Here is a 23,867-nt window from a genome sequence, read left to right as displayed (position 1 = left end):
CACCCGGGATTTTCGAATATAATTCAATGCTTTTTCATAAATCTTCTGAAGTAAGCCCGATTACTTAATTATCCCGAAGACGAGCACCCGTCTGAAAAGCAACAATCAATGGCGAAAACAGCCTTTTTTAATCACGTCTATCACGCTTGGATTTACACACCAGTTTTTTCCGGATTCAGTGATGTAAATTATGACGGTGAAAAGAAGCCTTTAAAAAAGGCACTCCCCGGTTTTACCCTATTCTACTATATTCTAAACTTCAGGACAGTTTTTAAAGATATTGTTATTTAAATGTAATATAGCATGAACAAAGCCATATTCCTAACATATTCACAGATCATGTCCGAATTTCCGGCTCCTGTTTAAATCATAACTTACAGGAGGAAAAATTATCAAAAACAAAAGACCCTGATGCAGGGTCTTTTGTTTTTGTAACAGTTTAATATCGCGAGTGGCGACTGATATTCAGCAGTACCCCTACAGCCATCAGCATCAATGTCAGGGATGAACCACCGTAACTCAGGAATGGGAGCGTGATACCGGTAACAGGCATTAGCCCGGTTACAACACCGATATTGATCATTACCTGGATCGCAATCATCGCGATGATCCCAGTCGCCAGGAAAGTTCCGAATAAATCGGGAGCTCCCAGTGCAATTCTTATACCTCTCCAAAGCAGTAATGAGAATAATAGAAGAATCAGTGAACCGCCAATGAACCCGAGCTCTTCTGCAAGAATCGCAAAAATAAAATCAGTTTGCGGCTCAGGCAGGTAAAAGAATTTTTGCCTGCTTTGCCCAAGACCAAGACCGAACAGCCCACCTGGTCCGATCGCATACAGCGATTGAATCATCTGGAAGCCGCTTCCGAGTGGATCCTGCCATGGGTCAAGGAAGGATGTAATCCGTTTCATCCTGTATGGAGCTGAAATGATCAGTCCTACAAAACCTGCCACCCCTAACAGTCCGAGACCGACAAAATGACTTATCCTGGCTCCGGCAATAAAGATGATAACCACAGAAGTGCCAACCATGACAGTTCCTGTACCTAGATCGGGCTGAAGCATAATTAGGCCAAATGCCAAAAATACAAGTCCTAATGAAGGAAACAGTCCCTGCTTGAATGACGTGATCGCCTTCTGGTTCTCTGACAGGAACTTCGCGAGGAAGGCAATCATCGCAATTTTCATAAACTCTGAGGGCTGTACTGAGAATGCTCCTACTCCTATCCAGCTCCTGGAACCATTCCGCACATTGCCGATTCCAGGGATCAGCACAAGGATCAGCAGGACAAAACAGATGATCAAAATGACCTTTGCCCATGTCCTCCATGTCCAGTAGTCAATATTCATGATAAAGAACATCGCGACGATCCCGACACCTGCAAACAGCATCTGCCGTTTTGCAAAGAAGAAGGAATCATTGAACTTATAATCCGCCCAGACAGCACTTGCGCTGTAAACCATGATTAAACCTACTGCCAAAAGCGTAAATGTTACAATCATCAGGAATATGTCTGGAGTCGTTTTTTTTCGTTGGCAAAGCAATACACCTCGGCTGTATGATTTAGGGCTCATATGCCGCTTCCCATCCAGCCTGCAATGAGGCCAAGCATCGGTGAGTCATGTTGTCCAAGACAAGCCCTTACTTAAGCTTATGCACTGCCTCGATAAACATGTCTCCTCTGACCTCAAAAGTTTTGTACTGATCCCAGCTTGCGCAAGCAGGAGACAGCAGGATAACATCACCGGGTTCTGAATGTTCAAATGCCACGGGAACGGCCTTTTCCACATTATCGGCCCGCAGAATCGTTTTTATTCCTGCATCCTGTCCAGCCTGTCCAACTTTTTCAGCAGTTTCTCCAAAGGTGATCAGGGTCCTTACATTTTTCAGTGAGGGAACAAGCTCATCAAAAGAATTGCCTCTGTCAAGACCGCCGGCCAGCAAGACAATCGGGGCTTCGAACGCCGCCAGGGCATTTTCAGTTGCTAAAATATTGGTAGCTTTTGAGTCATTATAAAATTTACGTTCATCGATAGTGGCCACATACTGAAGCCTGTGACGTACGCCTGCGAAGGTAGTAAGCACCTTGCTGATTGCCTCTTTATCTGCACCTGAAAGCAGCGTTGCCGCTACGGCCGATAGTATATTCTCCAGATTATGCTTGCCCGGCAGGACGATATCCTTTGTTTCAATAATTTGCTCCCCATTAAAGCAAACCCAGCCATCCTTTACATAAGCGCCGCTTTCAAGCACCTTCCTTGTTGAGAAAGGTACGATTTGCGCTTTTGAATTGCGGGCAATTTCCATGCATTCCTCCTGGTCGGCATTGATAATGAGGAAGTCTTCTTCAGTCTGGTTCTGGGTAATCCGAGCTTTGGCTCCCATATATTCTTTCCTCGTGCCGTGATAATCCAGGTGTGCGTCATACAGATTTGTAATGATTGCGATACGTGGTTTAAACTGGTCGATCCCCATCAATTGAAAGGAAGAGAGTTCAATAACAATCGTATTTTCAGAAGTTGCTTCCTGGGCAACACCTGATGCCACAGTTCCGATATTCCCTGCAATCAATGGATGCTTCTCCCCTGCTTCAAGCATTTCGAAAATCAGCGTGGTAGTCGTCGTCTTTCCGTTCGTGCCTGTTATGCCAATCAGTGGTGCATCAGAAATCTGGTATGCCAGTTCAACTTCAGTGATAATCGGAATTTCCTTTTCAACCGCTTTTTGAATCATAGGGTTATAGTATGGAATTCCCGGGTTCTTGACGACCAGTTCAAAACCTTCGTCCATCAATTCGATTGGGTGGCTTCCACAAACAACCTTGATCCCCTGCTCAAGCAACCCTTGCGCTTCTGGATTTTCAGCAAGAGGCTTGCTGTCATTGACCGTAACAAAAGCCCCTAATTTATGTAGCAGAGCCGCTGCACTGACTCCACTCTTGGCAAGGCCAAGTACAAGTATTTTTTTATGTTGATATGTTTTGATATCTTTCATTTAGATCCACACCTCAATATAAATTCCTAGGATGGCGAAAAGCAGGCCGACAGTCCAGAATGTGACAACGACACGCCACTCTGACCAGCCAATCAACTCATAGTGATGGTGAAGCGGACTCATTCTGAAAATTCTCTTCCCTGTGGTTTTAAATGAGATAACCTGAAGGATCACAGATAATGTCTCTATCACGAAAATACCGCCAATGATGATCAGGATGATCTCAAGCTTTGCAAGGATGGCGACAGTTGCGATCGCCCCACCCAGAGCAAGCGAACCGGTGTCTCCCATGAACACTTTCGCCGGATGCGCATTAAATACCAGGAATCCCAAAACAGCGCCCACGACCGCTACCGAAAAAATGGACAGCTCGTATTGAGACTGGCTCCAGGCTAGTACAGCGAATGCACCAAACGCAATGGCAGCGGTACCGGAAACCAGCCCGTCAAGCCCGTCCGTCAGGTTAACAGCATTCGAAAAACCGACCATCCAGAAAATAATGAACAGAGCGTATCCCCATCCAAGATCAAAAGAGATGTCGGTTAATGGGATGCTGACTTCTGTTGAAAAATCACTCTGCTTGAATATGAAATAAAAAATAACGGAAATAATAATCTGGCCAAGAAGCTTTTGTTTTGAAGTCAAGCCAAGGTTTCGCTTCATAACAACCTTGATGAAATCATCCATAAAGCCAAGCAGACCAAATCCTAAAGTTACAAATAATAACAGATACGTTTCCACTGAAGGCTGAGAGAACTTCCCTGTCATCACAAGTGTCGTAATTGTGATGGAGATTAAGATCATTACGCCGCCCATTGTTGGTGTACCTGTTTTTTTCTGGTGCGATTTCGGTCCTTCTTCTCTGATGCTCTGGCCAAATTTAAGCCTTCTCAAAAAAGGAATAAACACTGGAGAAAGCAGAACAGTGATCAGGAAACCCATCAATATTGTGAAAAAGATAACTTGCTCCAGCATTCTATTCCTCACCTGCCTTATTCTTATTGCTGCCAAGACTATTAATGTTTTCAGCCATCACAGCTATATCATATGTTTCATCAGCTTCATTAAGAAGTGCTTTGTTCAGGAAAATGAATTTAGTTCTTTCCTTGATCTCTTCGTGTTGTGATAAGTAATCATAGTATGAGTTCATAATTTTCTCTAAGCCTTTCAAATTATCTTTTGTGTAAAAAATCGGGAAGTGGTTTGGCGCATATGCCGGCACCTGCTCTCCTTCAGGCCAGACAGCTGCCACAGCGCCGTTCGAAATCGCTTCCTGCAGAGTACCTGAATCATTCGATACAGGGACAAACAGCCCTTTGGGCTGTTTGGCGTCAGCAAGACTGCTTACAGTATGAAAGCAGATATTCTCACCCTTTATTCCAGTTGTTCTTGAAAATAGACTTGAAACATCCTGGTATGTCAGCATATTACCTCTCCTCTATCGCCTCACGTGCCACAATTCGGTCATCAAAGTCAAATGTTCTGTCACCAATTTGCTGGTATGTTTCGTGGCCCTTGCCAGCAATCAGGATGACATCTCCTGACTTCGCATTTTTCACGGCATGCTGGATAGCTTCCTTCCTATCAATGATTGAAGTATACACTTCACCCTTTACTCCTTCTTCCATATCCTTGATGATTTCTGCCGGATCCTCGCTTCGCGGGTTATCCGATGTGAAGATAGCATCAGTAGAATATTCACAGGCGATTTTCGCCATAAGCGGACGCTTGGTGCGATCACGGTCGCCACCACAACCTACTACACAAAATACCCTTTTCTGGGCAAATTGCTGTATGGTTTTCAGGACATTCTCAAGGCTATCCGGTGTATGGGCATAGTCAACAATCACAGAGAAATCCTGTCCCGCATCGACTACCTCAAACCTGCCCGAAACTCCCTTTACTCCTTCCACAGAGGCGATGATCTCATCTAAAGATAAGCCTGAAACAACGGCAGCTCCGATGCTGGCGAGTACATTATAGATGCTGAACTTGCCGATCAACTGGATGTTTACCTTTTTCACGCCAAAAGGACTGACCAAGTCAAATGAAGTACCGCTTGCTGTCATCGCGATGTTGATTGCCTGCAGGTCAGCATGGTTATCAATGCCGTAAGTTAATATATGGGCAGTTGTCAGCATGGCGAATTCGTCACTTGCCGGATCATCTGCATTCAGGACGGCAAATTTAGGCTTAGCATGATTGAAGGCATTTCCGAGCTGTGAAAAAAGAAGTCCCTTCGCTTTTCTGTATTCTTCCATTGTCTTGTGGTAGTCCAAGTGGTCCTGTGTCAGGTTTGTGAAAACAGCAACATTGTAATCTGTACCATGGACACGGCCATAAACAAGCGCATGCGACGATACCTCCATTACAGCTGTCTCAACCTGTTCGTCAACCATCCTCTTGAAAGTTTTTTGCAAAGTCAGGCTTTCAGGTGTTGTATTCTTGACTTCAGACATTTGCTCGCCGATCTTTGTGTACATCGTTCCAATCAGACCGGTCTTCTGGCCAGCATCCTTAAAAATCTGTTCAATAATATGGCTGGTCGTCGTCTTTCCATTGGTACCCGTTATTCCAACCATATGAAGCTTCTGGCTAGGCTGGCCAAAGAAAGCATCCGCAAGCACTGCCATTGCCCGGACAGTGTCCTTGACAACAATTACCGGGACATTCACAGGTAATTCCCGTTCAGCGAGAACGGCTGCAGCTCCATTTTTTACTGCAGAAGCAGCAAAATCATGACCATCAACTGTATAACCTTTTATGCATATGAATAAACTTCCAGGAGTCACTCTGCGGTTATCATTTTCAATTGAAGTAATTTCGGGATTTTCTCCCTTGTAATCCACGAACGGGTGCAAGTAACCAATCAATTCGTGTAATTTCATAAATATCAAATCCTCTCAAACAACATGGCGACTCTTATTTTACATGATTAGGCTGAAATTAGCCATTGTGGAGATGAAAAGAACAAGCCCTTTTTACGTGAGTAAGTGCAGAAATATGGGCGAGCCAAAAACAGGCGGCGGATGATTATCCTGCCGCCGCCTGCTCACCTTAACCTATTGTTTCTAAAATATCTTCGTTAATCGTTCATATAAACCCTGATGGTTGACCCTTCCTTGATTTTTACTCCTGGTGAAGGAAGCTGTTTAACAACCTTCTCCCCATCGCCCGCAATATCAAGCTTAAAGTTGATCAGTTGCTGCCTGAGTTCCTGTTTGGTTAAGCCGATCAGGTCAGGGACCTCCACCATTGGCGTATCCATCCACGTCAATTCTTTTTCAATCTGGTCCTTCCGTGGAGGAACCTCCATCGCGCGCAGGCTATCTTCCATCATATCGCCAACGATCGGAGCTGCCACTACCCCACCGAATTGCACTGTACCTTTCGGGTTATCTACCGCTACATAGATAACTATTTGCGGGTCATCCGCAGGAGCAAAGCCTATGAATGATACGATATGGTTATTTTCGAGATATCGCCCATCCTTCGCCTTTTGGGCCGTACCAGTTTTTCCGCCAACCCTGTAAGAGTCTACATAAGCATTTTTACCCGAACCCTTAGCTACGACACTTTCAAGCGCATGCCTTATCTCTTTTGAAGTCTCTTCAGAAATTACTCTTCTTTTTGCCTGTGGGGACTTCTTCATGACAACCTCCCCTGTAACAGGGTCAATCAACTCTTTAGCAATATAAGGTGTATAAAGTATTCCACCATTTACTGCTGCTGAAACCGCAGCGACCTGCTGGATCGGGGTGACTGACACACCCTGTCCAAAAGCAGTTGTTGCCTGTTCGATCGGACCGACCCTATCCAGGTTGAAGAGGATTCCTTTGCCTTCCCCTTGAAGGTCAATGCCTGTTTTCTCACCAAAACCGAAATCCTTCACATATTTGAACAGTTTTTCTTTTCCAAGTCTGTCCCCAAGTTCGACAAACCCTGGGTTACAGGAATTCTCGACAACTTCAAGGAAGGATTGGCTGCCATGTCCGCCCTTTTTCCAGCAGCGTATCCTTGCCCCGGCTACTTCTACTGAACCGGAATCGTGAAAATGGTCTTTTTCCAAATCGACCTTCCCTTCCTGGAGGGCTGCTGCCAGGGTTACAATTTTAAAAGTGGATCCTGGCTCATATGTGCTCCATATCGGCAAGTTACGATTATAGACTTCCGGTGCGACATTACGGAAGTTAGCCGGGTCGAAGTCCGGCCTGCTCGACATTGCCAGGATCTCACCGTTATTTGGATTCATGGCAATGGCAATGATACCATCAGGATTGTATTTGGCCTGGGCAATATCCAACTCCCTCTCTATGATAGTCTGTACCCTGCTGTCAATTGTCAGTTTCAGATCCAGCCCGTCTACCGGCGGCTCATAGTCATCCGCCATATTGTTCATCCGCTGCTGTTTGGCATCCGCATAAAATTGAACCGAGCCCTTTTGCCCTTGCAATTCCTTATCATAATAGAGCTCAAGCCCCATCAATCCTTGATTATCGATTCCCGCAAAACCAAGCACATGGGATAGATAGCTGCCGTATGGATAATGACGCTTTGAATCCTCGCCAATATAAACACCTTTGATATCCAGCGCCCTTATTTCCTTTGCCTTCTCATGGGAAATTTTCCTTCCCTCTGGAATCCTCTCAATCATTGCTTTTTTCGTAATGTGCTGATAGGCCTTCTCCTTAGACATATTTAGTGCTTTCGCCAATATTTCTGCAGCAGCTTCAGGGTCTTTTACCTGGCGCGGCACTACGTAAACTGTCGGTGCACTAATATTCGTTGCCAGCGCTATCCCGTTCCTGTCCGTAATTTCCCCTCGCTGCGGTTCAAACGGTACATTCCTGCTCCATGAATCCTTTGCTTTTCCCGTCAAGAAATCTCCCAGCATAAACTGTACATAGCCGAGACGGACATCTATGATAAAAAACACCAGAATCCCGATTACCAAAACGAGCGCCAGCCTCTTTCTGACCGTCACATTTGATACACGCATATATTGAACAAACCTCCCCTATAGTCGTTCCAATAGTAGACTAAGATCCTCTCAGATACTCGTTCAAATATATGCTTGTACGAATTTAAATATAACAAGAAGTAGAGACAAGCTGAGGTTTGTTTATACCACGGAGACAGGCCTAATTTAGTCAACGTTGTTGTAAATCATCATAAACTTGTCCGAACCTAGGGATACTTCGGACAAAATGAGGTGCCACAACTCCGGTTTTGTCCGAACCTGAGACTACTTCAGACAAATGAGGTGCCACAACTGAAGTTTTGTCCGAACCTCAGGTGATAGTAGCATACAGCTCTTATCCGAAGCTAGGAATACAATTGCACACCCTTTTACCAGGCAAACAAAAAAAACAGAGGAAGGGCTCATCCGCCCACTTCCTCTGTTTCTACATCTTCTTCCTCAGTCTTCAATGATTTCTCAAATTGCTGAAGCGGGGTTTCCAGCTCGACAATCAGGTTCTCACCTTCATTGATTGGTACTCCCGGTTTAAGGCTTTGTTTTGTGACGTAACCGCTGCCGGCTTTATTCAGCTTAATCTCTGCAATCTGCGCCAGCTTCATTACATCTCTAAGTGACCAGTCTGTCATGTCCGGATATGTCATGACTCCGGATGATCTGATAAAGACTTTTTCACCTTCGAGTGCCATTATATCAGCCTTAGGCAACTGCTCCTCCACCTGGTTTCCGTCTCCGATAACAACTGTTTCAAACCCTTTGGATTCAAGCAAGCTCTTTGCTTCTGCGGCACTCATATCCGTAACATCTGGTACCGGGCTTGAATCCGCCTTTTCCACAGAGGCAGGTTTAATATTTAAATATTGCAGACTGCTTTTCATCACTGATTTAAAAATCATAGAGGTTGGAATAGAACCTTTATAATAATGGTCTATTTCCGGCTGCTGGACAGCGACATAGACGATTAATTTTGGATCATCTTTTGGTGCCATTCCAAGGAATGAGAACAGATAATCGCTTGCACCATCTAAATAACTGCCGTTCGCTGTTATGTTCGCAGTACCTGTTTTGCCGGCAACCTCATACCCATCGATTGCATATGATTTCCCTGTACCATGCTCACCAGTGACAACAGTCCCTAAAACATCCCTAACTGCCTTGGCAGTTTCTGCAGAAATAGGCTGGCCAACAGACTTTGGTTCCTCTTGCTTGATCACATCACCCGTGTTTGGATCGACTATCTTATCAATCACTCGCGGTTTCATCATTTTCCCGTCATTTGCAACTGATGTCGCTGCCTGTATCAGCTGGATCGGTGTTATAGTCGTTCCCTGTCCATATGAAGTCGTAATTTTCTCAATCGGCCATTTATAGACAATTGTTCCAGATGTCTCGTTAGGTAGGTCAATACCCGTAGGTTGGTCAAAGCCAAAATCAGTCAAATACTCACGGAATTTTTCCGTGCCGATTTTTTCATTTACCAGCTTTGCAACTGCTACGTTAGAAGAACGCTGGATGCCTTCCAAATAAGATATTGTTCCCCAACCACTGCCGTTATGGTCGCGAATTGCTCTTGAATTTTCGGTAACTTTATAAGAACCTGATTTATAAGGTTCATTCGGATTCCATTTATTTTCCTCCACTGCTGCTGCAAGTGTGAAAATCTTCATCGTAGATCCTGGCTCGATTGGGGTTTCGACCACCTCATTATGCCAGCTATTATCCAGCCCTTCCCTTGTCGTCGGGTGGAAGCTCGGTCGCTGGGCCATTGCAAGGATATCTCCGGTCTTCGGATCAGCAACGACCGCAATGATTTTCTTTGGTTTATATTCCTCATCAACACGATCGACGGCATCCTCCACAAATGTTTGGATTTTTTTATCAATCGTTAAAAATACATTGCTTCCATCCTTGGCTGGGGTGACTTTTTTCTCTCCATCAGGTAAAAGAAAGCCCCATAAATCACTTTCGAATGAAAGAGAACCATTCTTGCCAGTCAATTCGTCATTAAGCGTTTTTTCAATCCCCAGCTGACCAGAAGTAACTGTTTTCTTATCTTCTGTTTCTTCCTTCTCTACAAATCCGACTAAATGGGATGAAAATACACCGTTCGGATAAAATCTCTTTGAATCTCGCAAAAAAGTGATCCCAGGAAGTTTCTCCTCTTCGATTTCCCGTTTGGTCTGGTGGGATATATCCCGGCCGGCTTTCCCGAACTCAACTTGCCATGCTTTTTCTTTGGTCAGTCGTTTGTATATCTCCGATTCATTCATATCTATATACTTTGCCAGCACTGCCGCAGTCTTTGCAGGGTCAGTTACATGCTTCGGCTTCTTCTTATTCGTTGTTACTGAATCGTTAAGGATGGCGACAAGCGTGTAGGCAGTTGTATCCTCGGCAACCACTTCACCTTTCCGGTCAAAGATCGTTCCTCTTGTAGCCTCGATTACTTTTTCATTCGTGTACTTTTGCTGTGCCCTTGCAGCCAGGGCTTGCCCGTGAACTTCTCCCGTAACCTGGATGGTTACGAACCTGAAAATCAAGATAAAAAAGAGCAGGCTGAATATTACGAATAATACCGCTGCTCCCGCATTCATATTTGGCTGTTTCTTAATCATCAGTTTTCCACACCTTTAACATTGTCTTCGTTCAATGTTAAACCGAGCTTCTCTGTTACCTTTTTGATTCTTTCATAGGTACTTAATTCGCTAATCTGGATTTCAAGGTCACTGTTAATCTTTTGCTGCTCCTGAATGCTGCCTTCAATGATTTGAATTTCTTTGTTAACTTCGTAAATAGCTGCCTGTTTTGAAACCATGAATGTCGCGCCGAAGCAAACAATTGCCCCAAAAACAAACATCAGGATTTTTTCGCCGGGCGTCAGTATCGAATTGCGTCTTGCCGGCGATTTTGCCGGTGCCTGAACAGTGCGCTGCTGCTGTTCTTGCTGCAATTTTCTAGCCAGATTGCTCATTATTTTCCCTCCTGAAAATTATATTTTATATTTTTATATTTTATTTTTTTATCTTTTTCAGCTGATGCGCAGCTTTGCGGATCTTGCCCGGTTATTGAATTCCAGCTCTTCCTCTGACGGAAGGATCGGCTTCCTAGTTATCAGCTTCAATTTTGGCTGGTATTCTTCAGGTATGATTGGCAAGCCTGGTGGAAGCGGAGGCGTTTCACTCGCTTTTTTTAGGGTTACCTTGCAAATCCTGTCTTCAAGTGAGTGGAAGGTGATGACGCTGATCCTTCCTCCTACGGACAGGAGATCGATTGCCTGCTCTAGCGATTTTTCAAATACACCAAGCTCATCATTAACCGCAATCCTGACTGCCTGAAAAACTCGTTTGGCCGGATGACCGCCTTTTCTCCTTGCAGGTGCAGGAATCGCATCCTTGATCAATTCGACAAGTTCACCAGTTGTTTCAATTGGTTTACTTTCTCTCGCTGCCTCAATCTTGCGGGCAATTTGCTTTGAAAACTTCTCTTCACCATACTGGAAAAAGATTTTGACCAATTTTTCATATGGCCATTCATTAATCACATCATACGCGGACAATGGTGCATCCTGGTCCATTCGCATATCGAGCGGAGCGTCATGGTGATAACTGAAGCCGCGTTCTGGAGTATCCAGCTGCGGTGAGGAAACCCCCAAATCATACAGGATTCCATCCACTTCTGTTACACCCAAATTTTCAAGCTCTTCCTGTAAATAAAGGAAATTGCTCTTGATGATCGTCAGCCTGTCGCCATAAGCAGCAAGCTTCTCTTTCGCATTCGCAATTGCAATATCGTCCTGATCAAACGCGTATAGCTTTCCTTTTTCCGAAAGCTTGGACAAAATTAATTCACTGTGGCCTGCGCCACCGAGAGTGCAATCCACATATGTACCGTCAGGCTTGATATCTAGCCCGTCTACTGTTTCTTCCAGTAAAACTGTTGTATGTTTGAACATCATGATCCACCTTTCCAATCGAGGAGCAGGTAATATTATATCAGAATAATGTTACCCTTAAATATCAAATCCAATCATATTTTCCGCAATTTCAGCAAAAGATTCCTCAGATTCTGCGAAATATTCTTCCCAGATGGTTTTGCTCCAAATTTCAATTCGATTGGAAACACCTAAAATCACACATTCTTTCTCAAGCTTGGCGTATTGCATCAGCGGGGAAGGAATATTTACTCTCCCCTGTTTGTCAATTTCACTCTCGGTAGCACCCGAAAAGAAAAAACGGGTAAATGCACGTGCATCTTTTTTAGTCAGCGGAAGTCCTTTAAGCTTTTCTTCAATCACTGACCATTCAGAAACGGGGTAACCAAATAAACATTGGTCAAGTCCACGGGTAAGAATGAACATTTCTCCCAGGTTTTCACGGACCTTGGCAGGGATGATCAATCGGCCTTTGCTATCAACATTATGATGGTATTCACCCATGAACATGCCACTACCCCCACTTTCTAAATACAATGTACCACATTCCCCCACTTTTCACCACCTTATTTTAATTATTCTCCCCACGCCCTTAAATTCCTTCTGTAAATATTCATTTCCATCAATTTCTTTCATTTCAAAAAAGTTGCTTTCATCGAAATTCACCCTCTCACTCTTTTCGGGCAAAGCTGAGTTGTTTATCTTTAAAAAGAAAAGCTCCATCCTAAAAAGGATGAAGCTTAAACTTACAACTTTATAATTTTATGTGTTCCATCGAATTCATAATCAAGCTTTAGTAAATCTGGTATTAAATTTAATCCGAACTTATTTAAGTAGTAGAACGGGTTCCAGACTCTTTCCTGCGGTGAACCGCCTGGCCTTAACGCGTTTTCTACCCTTGTGAATTTACGCAGGATATGGTCATGCTTTCGGCAAATGGCCTCTACTATTTTATCCTCCATGAATTCAACCTGTTTAATCAGGATGGATTCGTTCTTCTGGAGCATAGGCATCAAAACAGGGTCAATTCCGTTGGATTTTTCACGGATGACTTTATATTGATCTGCCAGCATCGTTTTTACATTCTCGAAAAGTTCTTCTACTTCACGATCCTTTAAAGAATCAATGAATTTCAACTCATGACCATTTGTTCCAGAAATTAAAACCTCTTTCAAATCAAGGTTCAGTTCTTCAAGGTCAGACTCAATCGACCTTTCGAGCAATGTTATGTTGAGTCTTGGAACAAGTGGCGGCATTTTTAGGCTCAAATGTTCGAAAGCCAGTTTCAGCTCAGCCCAATAGGCTATTTCTCCAGGTCCGCCAATGAACGCCAGCGTCGGGAACAGCCACTCCTGCATTAGCGGACGAGTAACGACATTATTGCTCAGCTTTTCTGGATATTCGCTCGCAATCTCCAACAGCTCTTCATATGTGAAGCTGACTTCCCCATTTTTCCCTGAAAAACCTCCACTTTGTGGGTTAAACTGGAGCAAAATCCGCTCATTTACTTTTTCATCATAAAAGAAAAGGTTCGCTGCATTCTCGCTAATATCGATCATATTCGCAAATCCAGCACCAGATGTCCGTTCCTGCTGGCCAAGAACAGCAGACGTGATTTCACGATGATTTTTGATTTGATTGATAAAATAGTCTTTTTCCAGCCTGCGCAGTTCTTTATTTCCAGAATCTACGATCAGCAAGCCTGAATCTTTGAATAGCTCCATAATGATCGTTGCAAAAAAATCAACGAAGGATTCCGCAGTCTTCAACGATTCAAGGGCAAATTCCAATACCTCTTTCGTGTGCTTCGTCTCTCCGTAAGTTTCCATAATCTCTTCAACCCAGGAGTAGCAAAGGTCCCTGTTTATACACACTTCTGAAATCATCTTTTTCTCTAGGTTCTTCTCAGGATAAACCCACTTTTCCTGCTTATTGTCCTTCATGACATACACATGGTTAACTTCCTGGTAGTCATGGTCTTCCCCGGCAATCCAGAATACCGGTACGACAGGAACGCCAAGCTCAGCCTCTTTTTGTTCAGCAAGCTTGATAATTGAAATCACTTTATGGATTGTATATAGCGGACCAGTCAGAATACCGGCCTGCTGCCCTCCGATGACAGCAACGCTATTTTCTTTTCTCAGCTTATTGATATTATCTGTGATTTTTTCAGAATTCGCATAACGGGACATAAAGGACTGAATATGGTCTGCAAGCTCATTTCTCATAAAGCTTCTATTTTTCAATTCATCCAAGCGGTGGATATATGCGTTTTTATCGTTGAAATTATAATGAAAGAAGCTCTGCAGCCCAGGGCTTCCAGTTAGATAATCTGTCGCAAACCGGTTGGCAGCCGGAAGAGAGAGATTCAACATCTCCATTAACTTGTACTTCCTTTCTCGTAAGCAATTTTCACTGTTATGAGTATAGCATTGTTTGAATCGAAAAGAAAAAAACTTTGCCTTTCGAAATTTCTAAAATCAAGATTCTTTTTAATCAAGCTTTGAATAAGCTAAAAAAAATGCTGGACCCTCTATTAAGACGGTCCAACACTAGTTTAAGCAAACAGGAATGTCAGTCGTTTGAACAAACCATATAACACGAGGACAATGTAGGCTGAAAAGAAAAGCAGGAAATTGAAGCGCCAGAAGCCCTTGAATACCTTCGGCAACAAGATTTCCTCTTTATATTTCCAGTGAATCAAAACAAATATAGCTGCTAGCCCAAACAAGATGATCAAGATGAGCCATAGATACGATTTGTTCCAGATGGTGATGATCAAAAAATGGACAGACAGCACCAGCAAAAAGGTGCTAAAGTCAAGAGCCATATTGACCGAACGACGATGGTTGCCTGTAACTTGCTTACTGATGATGAACACAGTGAGGTAGCCAATCATTGGAACTGTGATCAATGTGGCAACAAGTGCGGAGAAGAATCCCGGCATCATGCTCCCTCCCTTTCGTGCTCCTTCCCCTTTATGCAGTGATAGTAGTTATGTATTAATGGAGCTTTTTTATTTTTGCTTCTGGCTAATTCAAGCAAATACCCGAGAATGGCATCATTTTCTGTCTGCCTGCCATTTTCAATATCCTTGTACATGGATGAATGGTTATTTGCTGTTTTTTCGCATACTGCCATAAGATTGCTGAAGTACTGTTCCCGATTAGGCAGTTCAAGTACATAAGCACATTCATCAAACAATTGCTTGAAGATCTCAAAGTAAAAAGGATTTTGAATCAGCTTTCCATTTTTCACTTTAAGGATTGCCGTCAATGGATTGATCACCGCGTTGACCACTAATTTTTTGATGAGCATCTCTTTGTAGTCACGTTCCAGGATAAATGGAAAACTTGTTATTGTAGATAATTCTCCAAGGACGCCAGAATCTCCTCTAAAAACTGCAGTTCTGGTTACACCCACACCATTGTGCTGAACTGTATATCCGTTCATTCTGACAGCTCCATGTTCAACAGAACCAACAAAAACATCATTTGCTGCCAGCTCCGAGAGCATTTTAATATGGCCATAGCCATTTTGAAGGAAAAGAATGCTTCCTTTGGCCTTTTCTTTCAGGTCAGTTATTAAACCGGAGAGCTGGTACTGCTTCACCGCTACAACAGTTAAATCTTCGCCCCCCCTCCATTTCTGGATTGGGGCAGCAGTTACCTGTAATGGAGCCTGCTCTATTCCACCTTTTACAAGATGAAGACCATGTTCGTTAATTAGGTCTGCTTGCTCCTGTGTCCTTGTGTATATAGAAACCTCATTGTGCAAGCTTAGGTAATAAGAGAATAATAATCCTATTGAGCCGCCGCCGATTATTCCTATTTTCATAAAAACCCCTCATCCTGCTCTTAAAAAATAATATGAAAGAACATTTGTGCTTTTATAATGAAAAATCTATTATTTTTGGCACCGATATTACAATGACTTTAGTCATATTTTAGCAGAAACACTTGCTTATTAGGAAGAAGGGATTATGGTTATTTGAATTAATTTTGATAGAACCTCAACTTTTCACCCCATAGAAGCAAAACGGAGACCCAATAGGATCTCCGTTTACTTTTATACCGGATATACAGGATGTTTTCTGACACTGAATTCCATATCTTTTGTTTCGTATAGTTTGAAGCGATCGATCAGTGCATTCCTCAGGTCGTTGGCTGCAACGATGTCGTCCACGATCAACTCAGAGGCTAGCTTATAGATGTCGATGCTTTCTTTATATTCCTGGTGTTTTTCCTGGACAAACGCAATTTTTTCTTTAGGGTCTTCAATCTGATTAATTTTATTGGAGTAGACTGCATTGACAGCAGCTTCCGGACCCATTACCGCGATTTGGGCAGTCGGCAGGGCGATGCAGCAATCCGGCTCAAATGCTGGTCCTGCCATCGCGTAAAGGCCTGCTCCATATGCCTTACGGACAACTACAGAAATTTTCGGTACAGTAGCTGAACTCATCGCAGCAATCAGCTTCGCACCATGGCGGATGATCCCGGCTCTCTCCACTTTCGTTCCAATCATGAATCCTGGTACGTCAGCAAGGAATAGCAATGGGATATGGAAGGCATCACAAAGCGTGATGAATTTAGCAGCCTTATCGGCAGAGTCCACGAATAATACTCCGCCCTTCACCTTCGGCTGGTTGGCAATGATTCCAACTGCCCTTCCATCTATACGAGCAAGCCCTGTGATAATTTCAGGAGCAAACAGCTTTTTGATTTCAAAGAAACTTCCTTCGTCGATCAGCGCATCAATGCCTTCATACATGTCAAATGGAGCGTTTTGGTTCACTGGTACAATCTCCTCAAGGCTTCTTCCGGCCTTAGGAGCCACTCCTTCGACCAAAGCTGTCTTCGACTGGAAATTTGCAGGGAAATAGCTTAAATAGCGCTTCGCTGATTCAATGGCTTCTTCCTCGCTGTATACGAGCATATCGCCTACACCACTGACAGAGCAATGCATTCGGGCGCCACCCATTTCCTCAAGCGTTACCTTTTCGCCGATTACCTTTTCCGCCATCCTCGGTGACCCCAGATACATCGAAGCATTCTGGTCAACCATGATCACGATATCGCAGAAAGCCGGAATATATGCTCCGCCTGCTGCAGAAGGCCCGAAAAGAAGGCAGATCTGCGGGATTACTCCAGACAATTTCACCTGATTGTAAAAGATCTTGCCTGCTCCCCTTCGATTAGGGAACATATCAAGCTGGTCCGTAATTCTGGCCCCTGCTGAATCAACCAGATACAATAAAGGCACCTTTAGTTTTTCAGCTGTTTCCTGGATTCTGATGATCTTCTCAACGGTCCTTGCTCCCCATGAACCCGCTTTTACTGTTGAATCGTTCGCCATGACACAGACTGTTTGCCCGCCGATTTTTCCGATAGCCGTTACAACACCATCTGCCGGCAGGTCGCCTGCCTGGAAATTGGCGAATTTGCCATCTTCCTCATAGACTCCCTCGTCAAATAATAGATTCAAACGCTCACGCACAAATAATTTATTTTGCTCAGCCAGCTTTTCATGATACTTCGGTTGTCCGCCAACCTCGATTTGTTGGACTTTTTCCTGCAATGAATCAGTTAATGTCTTTGCCGTAGTCATTCTACTCCTCCTTAAAATCTATTATTCTAATACAAGCAGGATATCGCCTTCGTTAACAAAGTCTCCAATGTTCACCTTAACTTCCGCAACGGTTCCTGCACCCTGGCTTTCAACAGGGATTTCCATCTTCATTGATTCAAGCATTAGGACTTCCTGCCCCTCTGATACCGTATCTCCTGCTGCTACCATCACATTAAGAACTGTACCTGCCATATTTGCTGTAATTTCTTTCATGTCTTTTCCTCCTCTATTTAGATGCCATTTTTCTATCTGTTAAATAGGCTGTTGTATAATTGCCAGATTTGAAGCCTTCTTCACTTAATATCTCCGCAAACAAAGGGGCATTGGATTTAATGCCTTCGAGTTTCAGCGTCTTAAAAAATTCCTGTGCAAGCTGTATTGCTTCTTCCCTGGTACTGCCTCCTACGATGCATTTGGCAACCATAGGATCATAAAAAGGGGTTACAGTCGAACCGGATTCATATCCAGAATCAACTCGAACGCCTTCTGCCTCAAGCCATGAAAACTCACTGATCTTGCCAGGTGAAGGCAGGAACCTTACAGGGTCTTCCGCATATAATCGGAATTCAATCGCCCAACCATTCTTTATGATCTCATCCTGAAGCAGAGGCAGTTTTTCACCGCGGGCAACGAGGATTTGCCACTTAACAAGGTCCAGGCCTGTAATCGTTTCTGTGACTGGATGTTCAACCTGCAGTCTGGTGTTCATTTCAAGGAAATAGAAGTTCTCGTTCTCATCGACAATGAATTCCACCGTTCCTGCGTTGACATAGTCCATAGCCTTAGCAGCTTTAACTGCTGTCTCATACATCTTTTGTCTCGCTTCTTCTTTCAGGAATGGCGAAGGAGCCTCCTCAATCACCTTTTGATGGCGGCGCTGTACAGAGCAATCACGTTCAAACATATGTACATGGTTGCCATGTGTATCGCCAAAAATTTGCACCTCGACATGACGGGCATTTTTGATGTATTTTTCAATGAATACTTCATCGGACCCAAAGTAAGCCTTTGCCCTGCCCTTCGTTGAATCATAATTCTTAACGAGCGCTTGCTCATTTTCACAGAGCACCATGCCAATGCCGCCCCCGCCGCCGCTAGCCTTCAGCATAACTGGGTAGCCTATTTTCTCGGCAAGCCTAACAGCATCCTCCAGTGTCTTCAGTCCCTGGTCACTGCCCGGCACAACTGGAACACCAGCTGCTTCCATCGTCGATCTGGCGACTATTTTATCACCCATTTTTTCAATCGTATCAGGAGCCGGACCAATGAAAGCCAAGCCAGCTTTCTCCACCTTACGGGCAAACTCTGCATTTTCTGATAAAAAGCCATAACCAGGATGAATGCCGTCGACATTTTCTTCCTTTGCGATTCTTAAGATTTCTTCTGCATTGAGATATGATTTTTGAACAGGCGGCTCGCCAATCCGGTAAGCGCTGTCAGCTTCTTTAACAAAAGGCAACTCTTTATCAGCATCAGAATAGACAGCCACTGTTTTTACACCAAGCTCGCGGCACGTTCGGATGATGCGAAGCGCAATTTCCCCTCTGTTTGCAATTAGTATTTTTTGCACGCTATTTCCCCTTTCCCGTAAAAAAATACGCTCACTATATAAAATTCTACAATATTCTGTATACTTCCTGCAAAAATTGGAACCGCTTTCTAAAATTCAAATGCAGAATTTTTCATGTTTTTATAATATAATAAAAATAGGCTATAAAAAACAAAAATATTCAGCTGCCTTTAAATATGCCACATTTCGGGTATATATATATTGCTGCTTTCGAAAGCATGATGTCATTGAATCTGTCCTCAGCCTTGAAAGATTCATAAAAATCAAGGTTCAGATTTTTATCATCCGGCTATGGATGAGCAAACTTTCGTTAAGAGCAGTATACAATGAATTATTGGCGGCTTGATTGGGGGATTGTTTTATGGTGAATAAAGTGGAAAAACTGAAAATCAATTATAAGACATTAGAAGAATTCAAGAAGTTCAAAGAGTATGGCCATCAGGAGCTCTCAATGCTTGAGGATTTGGAAGCAAACATTGTGGAAAATGATAGCGATTCTCCGTTCTACGGAATCTATTTCGGTGACAAGCTTGTTGCCCGCATGAGCCTTTACCAGGTCAAGAAACAGTTTGACCGCTATTTCGAGCCTCCCCAGGATTATCTGGAGCTTTGGAAGTTAGAGGTACTTCCAAATTACCAGGGCAAGGGATATGGCAAAGCACTCGTTGAATTCGCGAAGGGTTTTGGCCTTCCGATCAAAACGAATCCTCGGGTAAAATCACAGGACTTCTGGGAAAAGATGGACTTTACTCCAGTCCATTATGATGTAGAGAGGGACCGTGGAGAGAACCCGCTTGTCTGGTACCCAGCTGGTGTAACTGAACAGCTTCAATAATCTCACTTTATAACTGCGATATTCGCAGGAGCAGATATTTATTTTTTCTAAAATCGAATCGTACAATAATAGCGCCTGCCATGACCGGCAGGCGCACGTTTTATTGCCTATTTTTCTACTTTTTCCATATTTCCTTTACCCTCAACCTGGAAATTCATTCTTTGTTGTTGGTCTTCACTTTTAGGGCCTACTCTTTTTTTTGCTCGCTCCATGATGTCAATTAAGGCCCGATAGTCTTCTTCCATAGAACGCAATTGTGTTTCCAATTTTTCATTTTCCGCAGACAAGTAATAGATTTGCTTTTCAAGCCCGCGGATTTGATCTTTTTGCACATCCTGGCTGTTAGCAGCTGCCGCTTTTTCATAGAGGTCATCGAGGTATTGTTTTACCGCTTCAATGCTAAGGCTGGATTGCTGTTCCTCTTGTTCTGAAGGGATGCTTGGCGCTACGCTCACTGGTGCCGCAGGCTCCTCTGCTCTCTCCTGTGTCTTTCCCTGTTTTTTCGCTTCCTTCCGCTGTTTTTTTGCAAGCTCAATACCTGATTTATATTGCTTTCTTACATATGAATTCCAGCGGAAACCGCAAGCTGCTGCAGTCCTCGAAAGCTGTTTCCCTACTTCATCAAATGCCTTTAATTGGGTACCGCCTTCTCGGATATTCCGCAATACTACTTCAGCCAGCAATAAGTCTTCATCCTGTGACCAGGCATCTTGACGGGTTAATGGCATCAATAAATCCCTCCTATTGTTTTTTATTCATTCATATGCATCTAATAGGAAAGATAGACTGATATCACCTAATACCCTGCTAATTATTTTTATTTTTTTTACTCATGAATTCGTCCACTTTATCGTGATGGACTTCCTGTTCCCACAATACAGCACATCTCGCAGCTTCCTCTTCCATCCTTTCTCTCATTGATAAGAGCTCCCATTTTTTATTCATTAAAGTTTTATAGGCTTCTAAAACAGTTGTCTCTTTATTCAAGCTGCCTTCCATAAATGAGAGACAGGCATCTGTCGGATGTTCTTTATAAATATGGTGGATGAATCCAATTTCCACGAGTTCTTCTGCAGTATATATTTTCGCATCAAGCAGCATTTTCATCGCGATATTCTGTGGAAGTTTCTCCAAGAGGATCGAGCCTCCTCCCCAGCCAGTCGTAATGGCTAGGTTTCCCTGGACAAAGCCCGCTTTCATCCCTTCTCTTCCAATCCTGAAGTCGCATGCTGAAGCAATTTCGCACCCTCCTCCTACAGCAGAACCATTCAGAATGGCAATAGTCGGTTTTGGAAGGACAAGCAGCTTGTATAAAATACTAGCCATCCTTGAAAGCATCCCATACGCCTGCGACTCTGTTTTTAAACGATGAAAGGCTGATAAATCGCCTCCAGAACAAAATGCCTGGCCGCCTGCCCCCGTAATAGCAAATACTTTAACATCGTTTCCAGCAGCGAGCTCGATTGCTTTTTCCAGTCCGTTCATCACATCATAGTCGATGGCATTTCTCCTGTCAGGCCTGTTGATTGTAAATAGCAGTACTCCATCTTTTTCTTTAGAAATTATGTATGGATCCATTGTGCTCCTCCTAATATTCTCGTCCACTAAATTTTATCAATATTCAGTACATATAAAAAGTGCTTGGAGTATGAATTAAAGCAGGACTCGTGCGCCAATGTCCCACTTCTTGCAGGCAGATGATTTTTTCAAGTCCGCTTAAACGAAAAAAAGCACAGGGATGCAGTTGCATCCTGTGCTTTTTCACGAGAAAATTAGTCGTTTACAACTTCTTTCCCTTTGTATGTTCCGCAAGCTTTGCACACACGGTGAGCAAGTTTCATTTCACCGCAGTTAGGGCATGCTACCATACCCGGAACTTGTAATTTAAAATGAGTACGGCGTTTTCTTTTCGCAGTTTTAGACGTTCTTCTAAATGGTACAGCCATTCTTCCCACCTCCTTAAAAGGAATAAGAAAGTTTATGAAGGCCAGTCCTTTTCTGGACCTCCACGCTCTTTTTTAATCAATTAGTCAGAGGAATCCTTAGAATCCTCAAAGAATTTTGCAAGCCCGGCAAGTCGGGGATCAAGTTTTTCGGATTTCTCCTGTTCCTCGATTACTTCCCAATCCTTACCTGACTGGGGTGCGCCTTCTTGTCCAGCGCTATCATCACAGTATACTTGCAATGGAACTTCCACTAGCAAGATTTCCCTGATGATTGGTTCAAGGTCAAGGACATCGCCTGTTACTTGATGAACTTCCTCATCAGCCTCATAGTCGTGGCTGTTTAACATGAAAGTTTCAGTAGTTTCCACATCAATTGGATGTTTTACATCAACCAGTGTCCGTGAACAAGGCAGGATCAGGTGGCCATCAATCCGTACATGGAATGTCACTCTTGTGGCACTGATATCTGCCCTTCCAGTTAGATGGATGGGAGATACCTCACGGATTGTCGGATCTGTTTCCTTAATCGAGTCCATTCGGACAAACTCGTCAATCAGAAAGTCCTTGTTTCGATGTTTTTGTATCTGACTTATTGTCCATTTCATAGAATCACCCCAAGGCAACAAAGGTAATTATAGCCCTTCGTATAATCATTTGTCAATATTTTTTCTTTACACTATAATTTACATACATACTTTAAATTAAACTTCAAGACAATGCAATATCAATCTTAACATGAAGGAGTGCCAGAATGAAAGCAGTTGGCGTTGTTGTTGAGTATAATCCTTTCCATAATGGCCATTTATTCCACCTGCAACAGGCGAAGGAACAAACTGATGCAGATCTTTCGATTGCGGCGATGAGCGGAAATTTCCTTCAGCGCGGTGAACCGGCCCTTGTCTCGAAATGGGCAAGGACAAAGATGGCTCTTGAAGCAGGCGTTGATATCGTCTTTGAACTTCCTTACCGTTTTGCGACACAGCATGCAGAAACTTTTGCAGAAGGAGCTGTTTCGATTCTTTCCGCTGCTGGTTGCGATACTCTTTGTTTCGGCAGCGAATCCGGTGATTTGGAAGCATTCACTAATACGGTTGCCTTTCTTGAGGAAAACAATGAGGAATTCCAGAGTAAAATAAAATTTTATACTGGGGAAGGCCATAGTTACCCTAAATCAATCGCTCTTAGCTTCCAATCGCTTGCTCCATCTGAAAGCTTCATCGATATTTCAAAGCCGAATAACATTCTCGGACTTCATTACATACAGGCGATCATCAGGCAAAAAAGCTCAATGAAAGCGGAAACGATCACCAGGAAGAATGCCGGCTATCATGACGAGCATTTCGCATCAGCCACAATAGCCAGCGCGACAAGCATACGTAAAGCTTTATTTGGATCGGCAGGAGAGATTGAAACAATCAAGCAATACGTACCGGAAACAACCTATGCTCAGCTAATAAACTACAGAGATCAATATGGCAGTTTTCATTCCTGGGAAAATTACTGGCCTTTATTAAAATATAAACTGACCCAAAGCAATCCAGCAGAATTAACGGAGTTCTATGAAGTCGAAGAAGGACTGGAGAATAGATTGCTTGCCGCAGCATCTGCCTCTCGCTCTTTTCAGCAATTCATGGAATCAATCAAAACCAAGCGATATACATGGACAAGGCTGCAGAGAGTATGCCTGCATATTTTAACGAATACACGCAAAGACACCATGAAAACGAGCGAAAAAACAGTGAGTTATTTAAGGTTATTAGGTGCTACGGAAAAAGGCCGTTCCTACCTGAATTCCAAAAAGAAGGATTTCAGTCTGCCGCTTGTTTCAAAACTATCTGCCTTTTCTGACCCTGACATCGAACTCGATATCAAAGCATCAAGGATTTATGCTCTTGGCCAGAAGGATCATGGCCAGGAACAGCTGCTTACGGAAGAATTCAGCCGGCCCCCAATCATGTTGAAAGATAGCCGTCGATGAAC

At 43.4% G+C, this 23,867-nt stretch carries 22 protein-coding genes; 2 read left to right on the top strand and 20 right to left on the bottom strand.

All coding sequences use genetic code 11. The features are described from left to right. Nucleotides 1-439: 439 nt before the first annotated feature. The 16 genes from spoVE to FOF60_RS08195 all read right to left on the bottom strand — a co-directional run bounded on the left by spoVE (nt 440) and on the right by FOF60_RS08195 (nt 19,106). Nucleotides 440-1,576, bottom strand: coding sequence for a stage V sporulation protein E (gene spoVE, locus FOF60_RS08270; protein WP_192470266.1), 1,137 nt, complete (start codon nt 1,574-1,576; stop codon nt 440-442). A gap of 67 nt (nt 1,577-1,643) precedes the next feature. Beyond that, nucleotides 1,644-2,996, bottom strand: a complete 1,353-nt coding sequence (gene murD / locus FOF60_RS08265) for a UDP-N-acetylmuramoyl-L-alanine--D-glutamate ligase (RefSeq protein ID WP_192470265.1) — start codon at nt 2,994-2,996, stop codon at nt 1,644-1,646. Further along, complete coding sequence (gene mraY, locus FOF60_RS08260) at nt 2,997-3,971, bottom strand: phospho-N-acetylmuramoyl-pentapeptide-transferase (protein ID WP_192470264.1); 975 nt, start codon at nt 3,969-3,971, stop codon at nt 2,997-2,999. A gap of 1 nt (nt 3,972) precedes the next feature. Continuing rightward, nucleotides 3,973-4,422: a hypothetical protein gene (locus FOF60_RS08255; protein WP_192470263.1), complete on the bottom strand. Its 450-nt coding sequence runs from the start codon at nt 4,420-4,422 to the stop codon at nt 3,973-3,975. Nucleotide 4,423: 1 nt separating this feature from the next. Beyond that, nucleotides 4,424-5,884: a UDP-N-acetylmuramoyl-L-alanyl-D-glutamate--2,6-diaminopimelate ligase gene (locus tag FOF60_RS08250; RefSeq protein ID WP_192470262.1), complete on the bottom strand. Its 1,461-nt coding sequence runs from the start codon at nt 5,882-5,884 to the stop codon at nt 4,424-4,426. 197 nt (nt 5,885-6,081) lie between these two features. Further along, nucleotides 6,082-7,995, bottom strand: coding sequence for a stage V sporulation protein D (locus FOF60_RS08245; RefSeq protein ID WP_192470261.1), 1,914 nt, complete (start codon nt 7,993-7,995; stop codon nt 6,082-6,084). A 383-nt stretch (nt 7,996-8,378) separates the two neighbouring features. Then, nucleotides 8,379-10,589, bottom strand: coding sequence for a penicillin-binding protein (locus FOF60_RS08240; protein WP_192470260.1), 2,211 nt, complete (start codon nt 10,587-10,589; stop codon nt 8,379-8,381). Next, nucleotides 10,589-10,945 (bottom strand): cell division protein FtsL, encoded by a 357-nt coding sequence (gene ftsL, locus FOF60_RS08235; RefSeq protein ID WP_192470259.1) that lies wholly within the window; start codon nt 10,943-10,945, stop codon nt 10,589-10,591. The genes FOF60_RS08240 and ftsL overlap by 1 nt, the downstream gene beginning before the upstream one ends. A gap of 57 nt (nt 10,946-11,002) precedes the next feature. After that, nucleotides 11,003-11,926: a 16S rRNA (cytosine(1402)-N(4))-methyltransferase RsmH gene (rsmH, locus tag FOF60_RS08230; protein ID WP_264647695.1), complete on the bottom strand. Its 924-nt coding sequence runs from the start codon at nt 11,924-11,926 to the stop codon at nt 11,003-11,005. A gap of 57 nt (nt 11,927-11,983) precedes the next feature. Continuing rightward, nucleotides 11,984-12,415, bottom strand: coding sequence for a division/cell wall cluster transcriptional repressor MraZ (gene mraZ / locus FOF60_RS08225; RefSeq protein WP_192470258.1), 432 nt, complete (start codon nt 12,413-12,415; stop codon nt 11,984-11,986). Between the two features lie 236 nt (nt 12,416-12,651). Further along, complete coding sequence (gene bshC / locus FOF60_RS08220) at nt 12,652-14,286, bottom strand: bacillithiol biosynthesis cysteine-adding enzyme BshC (RefSeq protein WP_192470257.1); 1,635 nt, start codon at nt 14,284-14,286, stop codon at nt 12,652-12,654. A gap of 176 nt (nt 14,287-14,462) precedes the next feature. Then, the gene (locus tag FOF60_RS08215; RefSeq protein WP_319801573.1) at nt 14,463-14,855 is read right to left on the bottom strand and encodes a DUF3397 domain-containing protein; all 393 of its coding nucleotides are present in this window, start codon (nt 14,853-14,855) and stop codon (nt 14,463-14,465) included. Beyond that, nucleotides 14,852-15,742 carry a 2-dehydropantoate 2-reductase gene (locus FOF60_RS08210; RefSeq protein WP_192470256.1) on the bottom strand — a complete coding sequence of 297 codons (891 nt, stop codon included), beginning with the start codon at nt 15,740-15,742 and terminating at the stop codon, nt 14,852-14,854. Before FOF60_RS08210 ends, FOF60_RS08215 begins: the two co-directional genes overlap by 4 nt. Before the next feature lie 231 nt (nt 15,743-15,973). Then, complete coding sequence (locus FOF60_RS08205) at nt 15,974-17,515, bottom strand: acyl-CoA carboxylase subunit beta (RefSeq protein WP_192470255.1); 1,542 nt, start codon at nt 17,513-17,515, stop codon at nt 15,974-15,976. A 21-nt stretch (nt 17,516-17,536) separates the two neighbouring features. Continuing rightward, nucleotides 17,537-17,749: an acetyl-CoA carboxylase biotin carboxyl carrier protein subunit gene (locus FOF60_RS08200; RefSeq protein WP_192470254.1), complete on the bottom strand. Its 213-nt coding sequence runs from the start codon at nt 17,747-17,749 to the stop codon at nt 17,537-17,539. Nucleotides 17,750-17,762: 13 nt separating this feature from the next. Next, nucleotides 17,763-19,106 (bottom strand): acetyl-CoA carboxylase biotin carboxylase subunit, encoded by a 1,344-nt coding sequence (locus FOF60_RS08195; protein ID WP_192470253.1) that lies wholly within the window; start codon nt 19,104-19,106, stop codon nt 17,763-17,765. 361 nt (nt 19,107-19,467) lie between these two features. Here FOF60_RS08195 and FOF60_RS08190 point away from each other — a divergent pair, with 361 nt between their 5' ends. After that, on the top strand, nt 19,468-19,941 hold the full coding sequence (locus FOF60_RS08190; RefSeq protein ID WP_192470252.1) for an N-acetyltransferase: 474 nt from the start codon (nt 19,468-19,470) through the stop codon (nt 19,939-19,941). A 107-nt stretch (nt 19,942-20,048) separates the two neighbouring features. Here the strand turns inward: FOF60_RS08190 and FOF60_RS08185 are convergent, their stop codons facing one another. The 4 genes from FOF60_RS08185 to FOF60_RS08170 all read right to left on the bottom strand — a co-directional run bounded on the left by FOF60_RS08185 (nt 20,049) and on the right by FOF60_RS08170 (nt 22,492). Then, a complete protein-coding gene (locus tag FOF60_RS08185) occupies nt 20,049-20,669 on the bottom strand; it encodes an RsfA family transcriptional regulator (protein ID WP_192470251.1) in 621 nt (206 codons plus the stop codon). 79 nt (nt 20,670-20,748) lie between these two features. Next, a complete protein-coding gene (locus tag FOF60_RS08180) occupies nt 20,749-21,519 on the bottom strand; it encodes an enoyl-CoA hydratase/isomerase family protein (protein WP_192470250.1) in 771 nt (256 codons plus the stop codon). A 194-nt stretch (nt 21,520-21,713) separates the two neighbouring features. Next, nucleotides 21,714-21,887, bottom strand: a complete 174-nt coding sequence (gene rpmF / locus FOF60_RS08175; protein ID WP_023615018.1) for a 50S ribosomal protein L32 — start codon at nt 21,885-21,887, stop codon at nt 21,714-21,716. 80 nt (nt 21,888-21,967) lie between these two features. After that, nucleotides 21,968-22,492 (bottom strand): YceD family protein, encoded by a 525-nt coding sequence (locus FOF60_RS08170; RefSeq protein WP_192470249.1) that lies wholly within the window; start codon nt 22,490-22,492, stop codon nt 21,968-21,970. 146 nt (nt 22,493-22,638) lie between these two features. Between FOF60_RS08170 and FOF60_RS08165 the strand changes: the two genes are divergently transcribed. After that, nucleotides 22,639-23,865: a nucleotidyltransferase gene (locus FOF60_RS08165; RefSeq protein ID WP_192470248.1), complete on the top strand. Its 1,227-nt coding sequence runs from the start codon at nt 22,639-22,641 to the stop codon at nt 23,863-23,865. The last annotated feature ends 2 nt before the right edge of the window (nt 23,866-23,867 follow it).

Origin of the sequence: Mesobacillus jeotgali (genome assembly GCF_014856545.2) — a bacterium.
In the GTDB taxonomy this organism is placed as follows: domain Bacteria; phylum Bacillota; class Bacilli; order Bacillales; family Cytobacillaceae; genus Mesobacillus.
The sequence above is the reverse complement of the archived record's forward strand: the minus strand, read 5'-3'. Positions and strand labels throughout refer to the sequence as shown.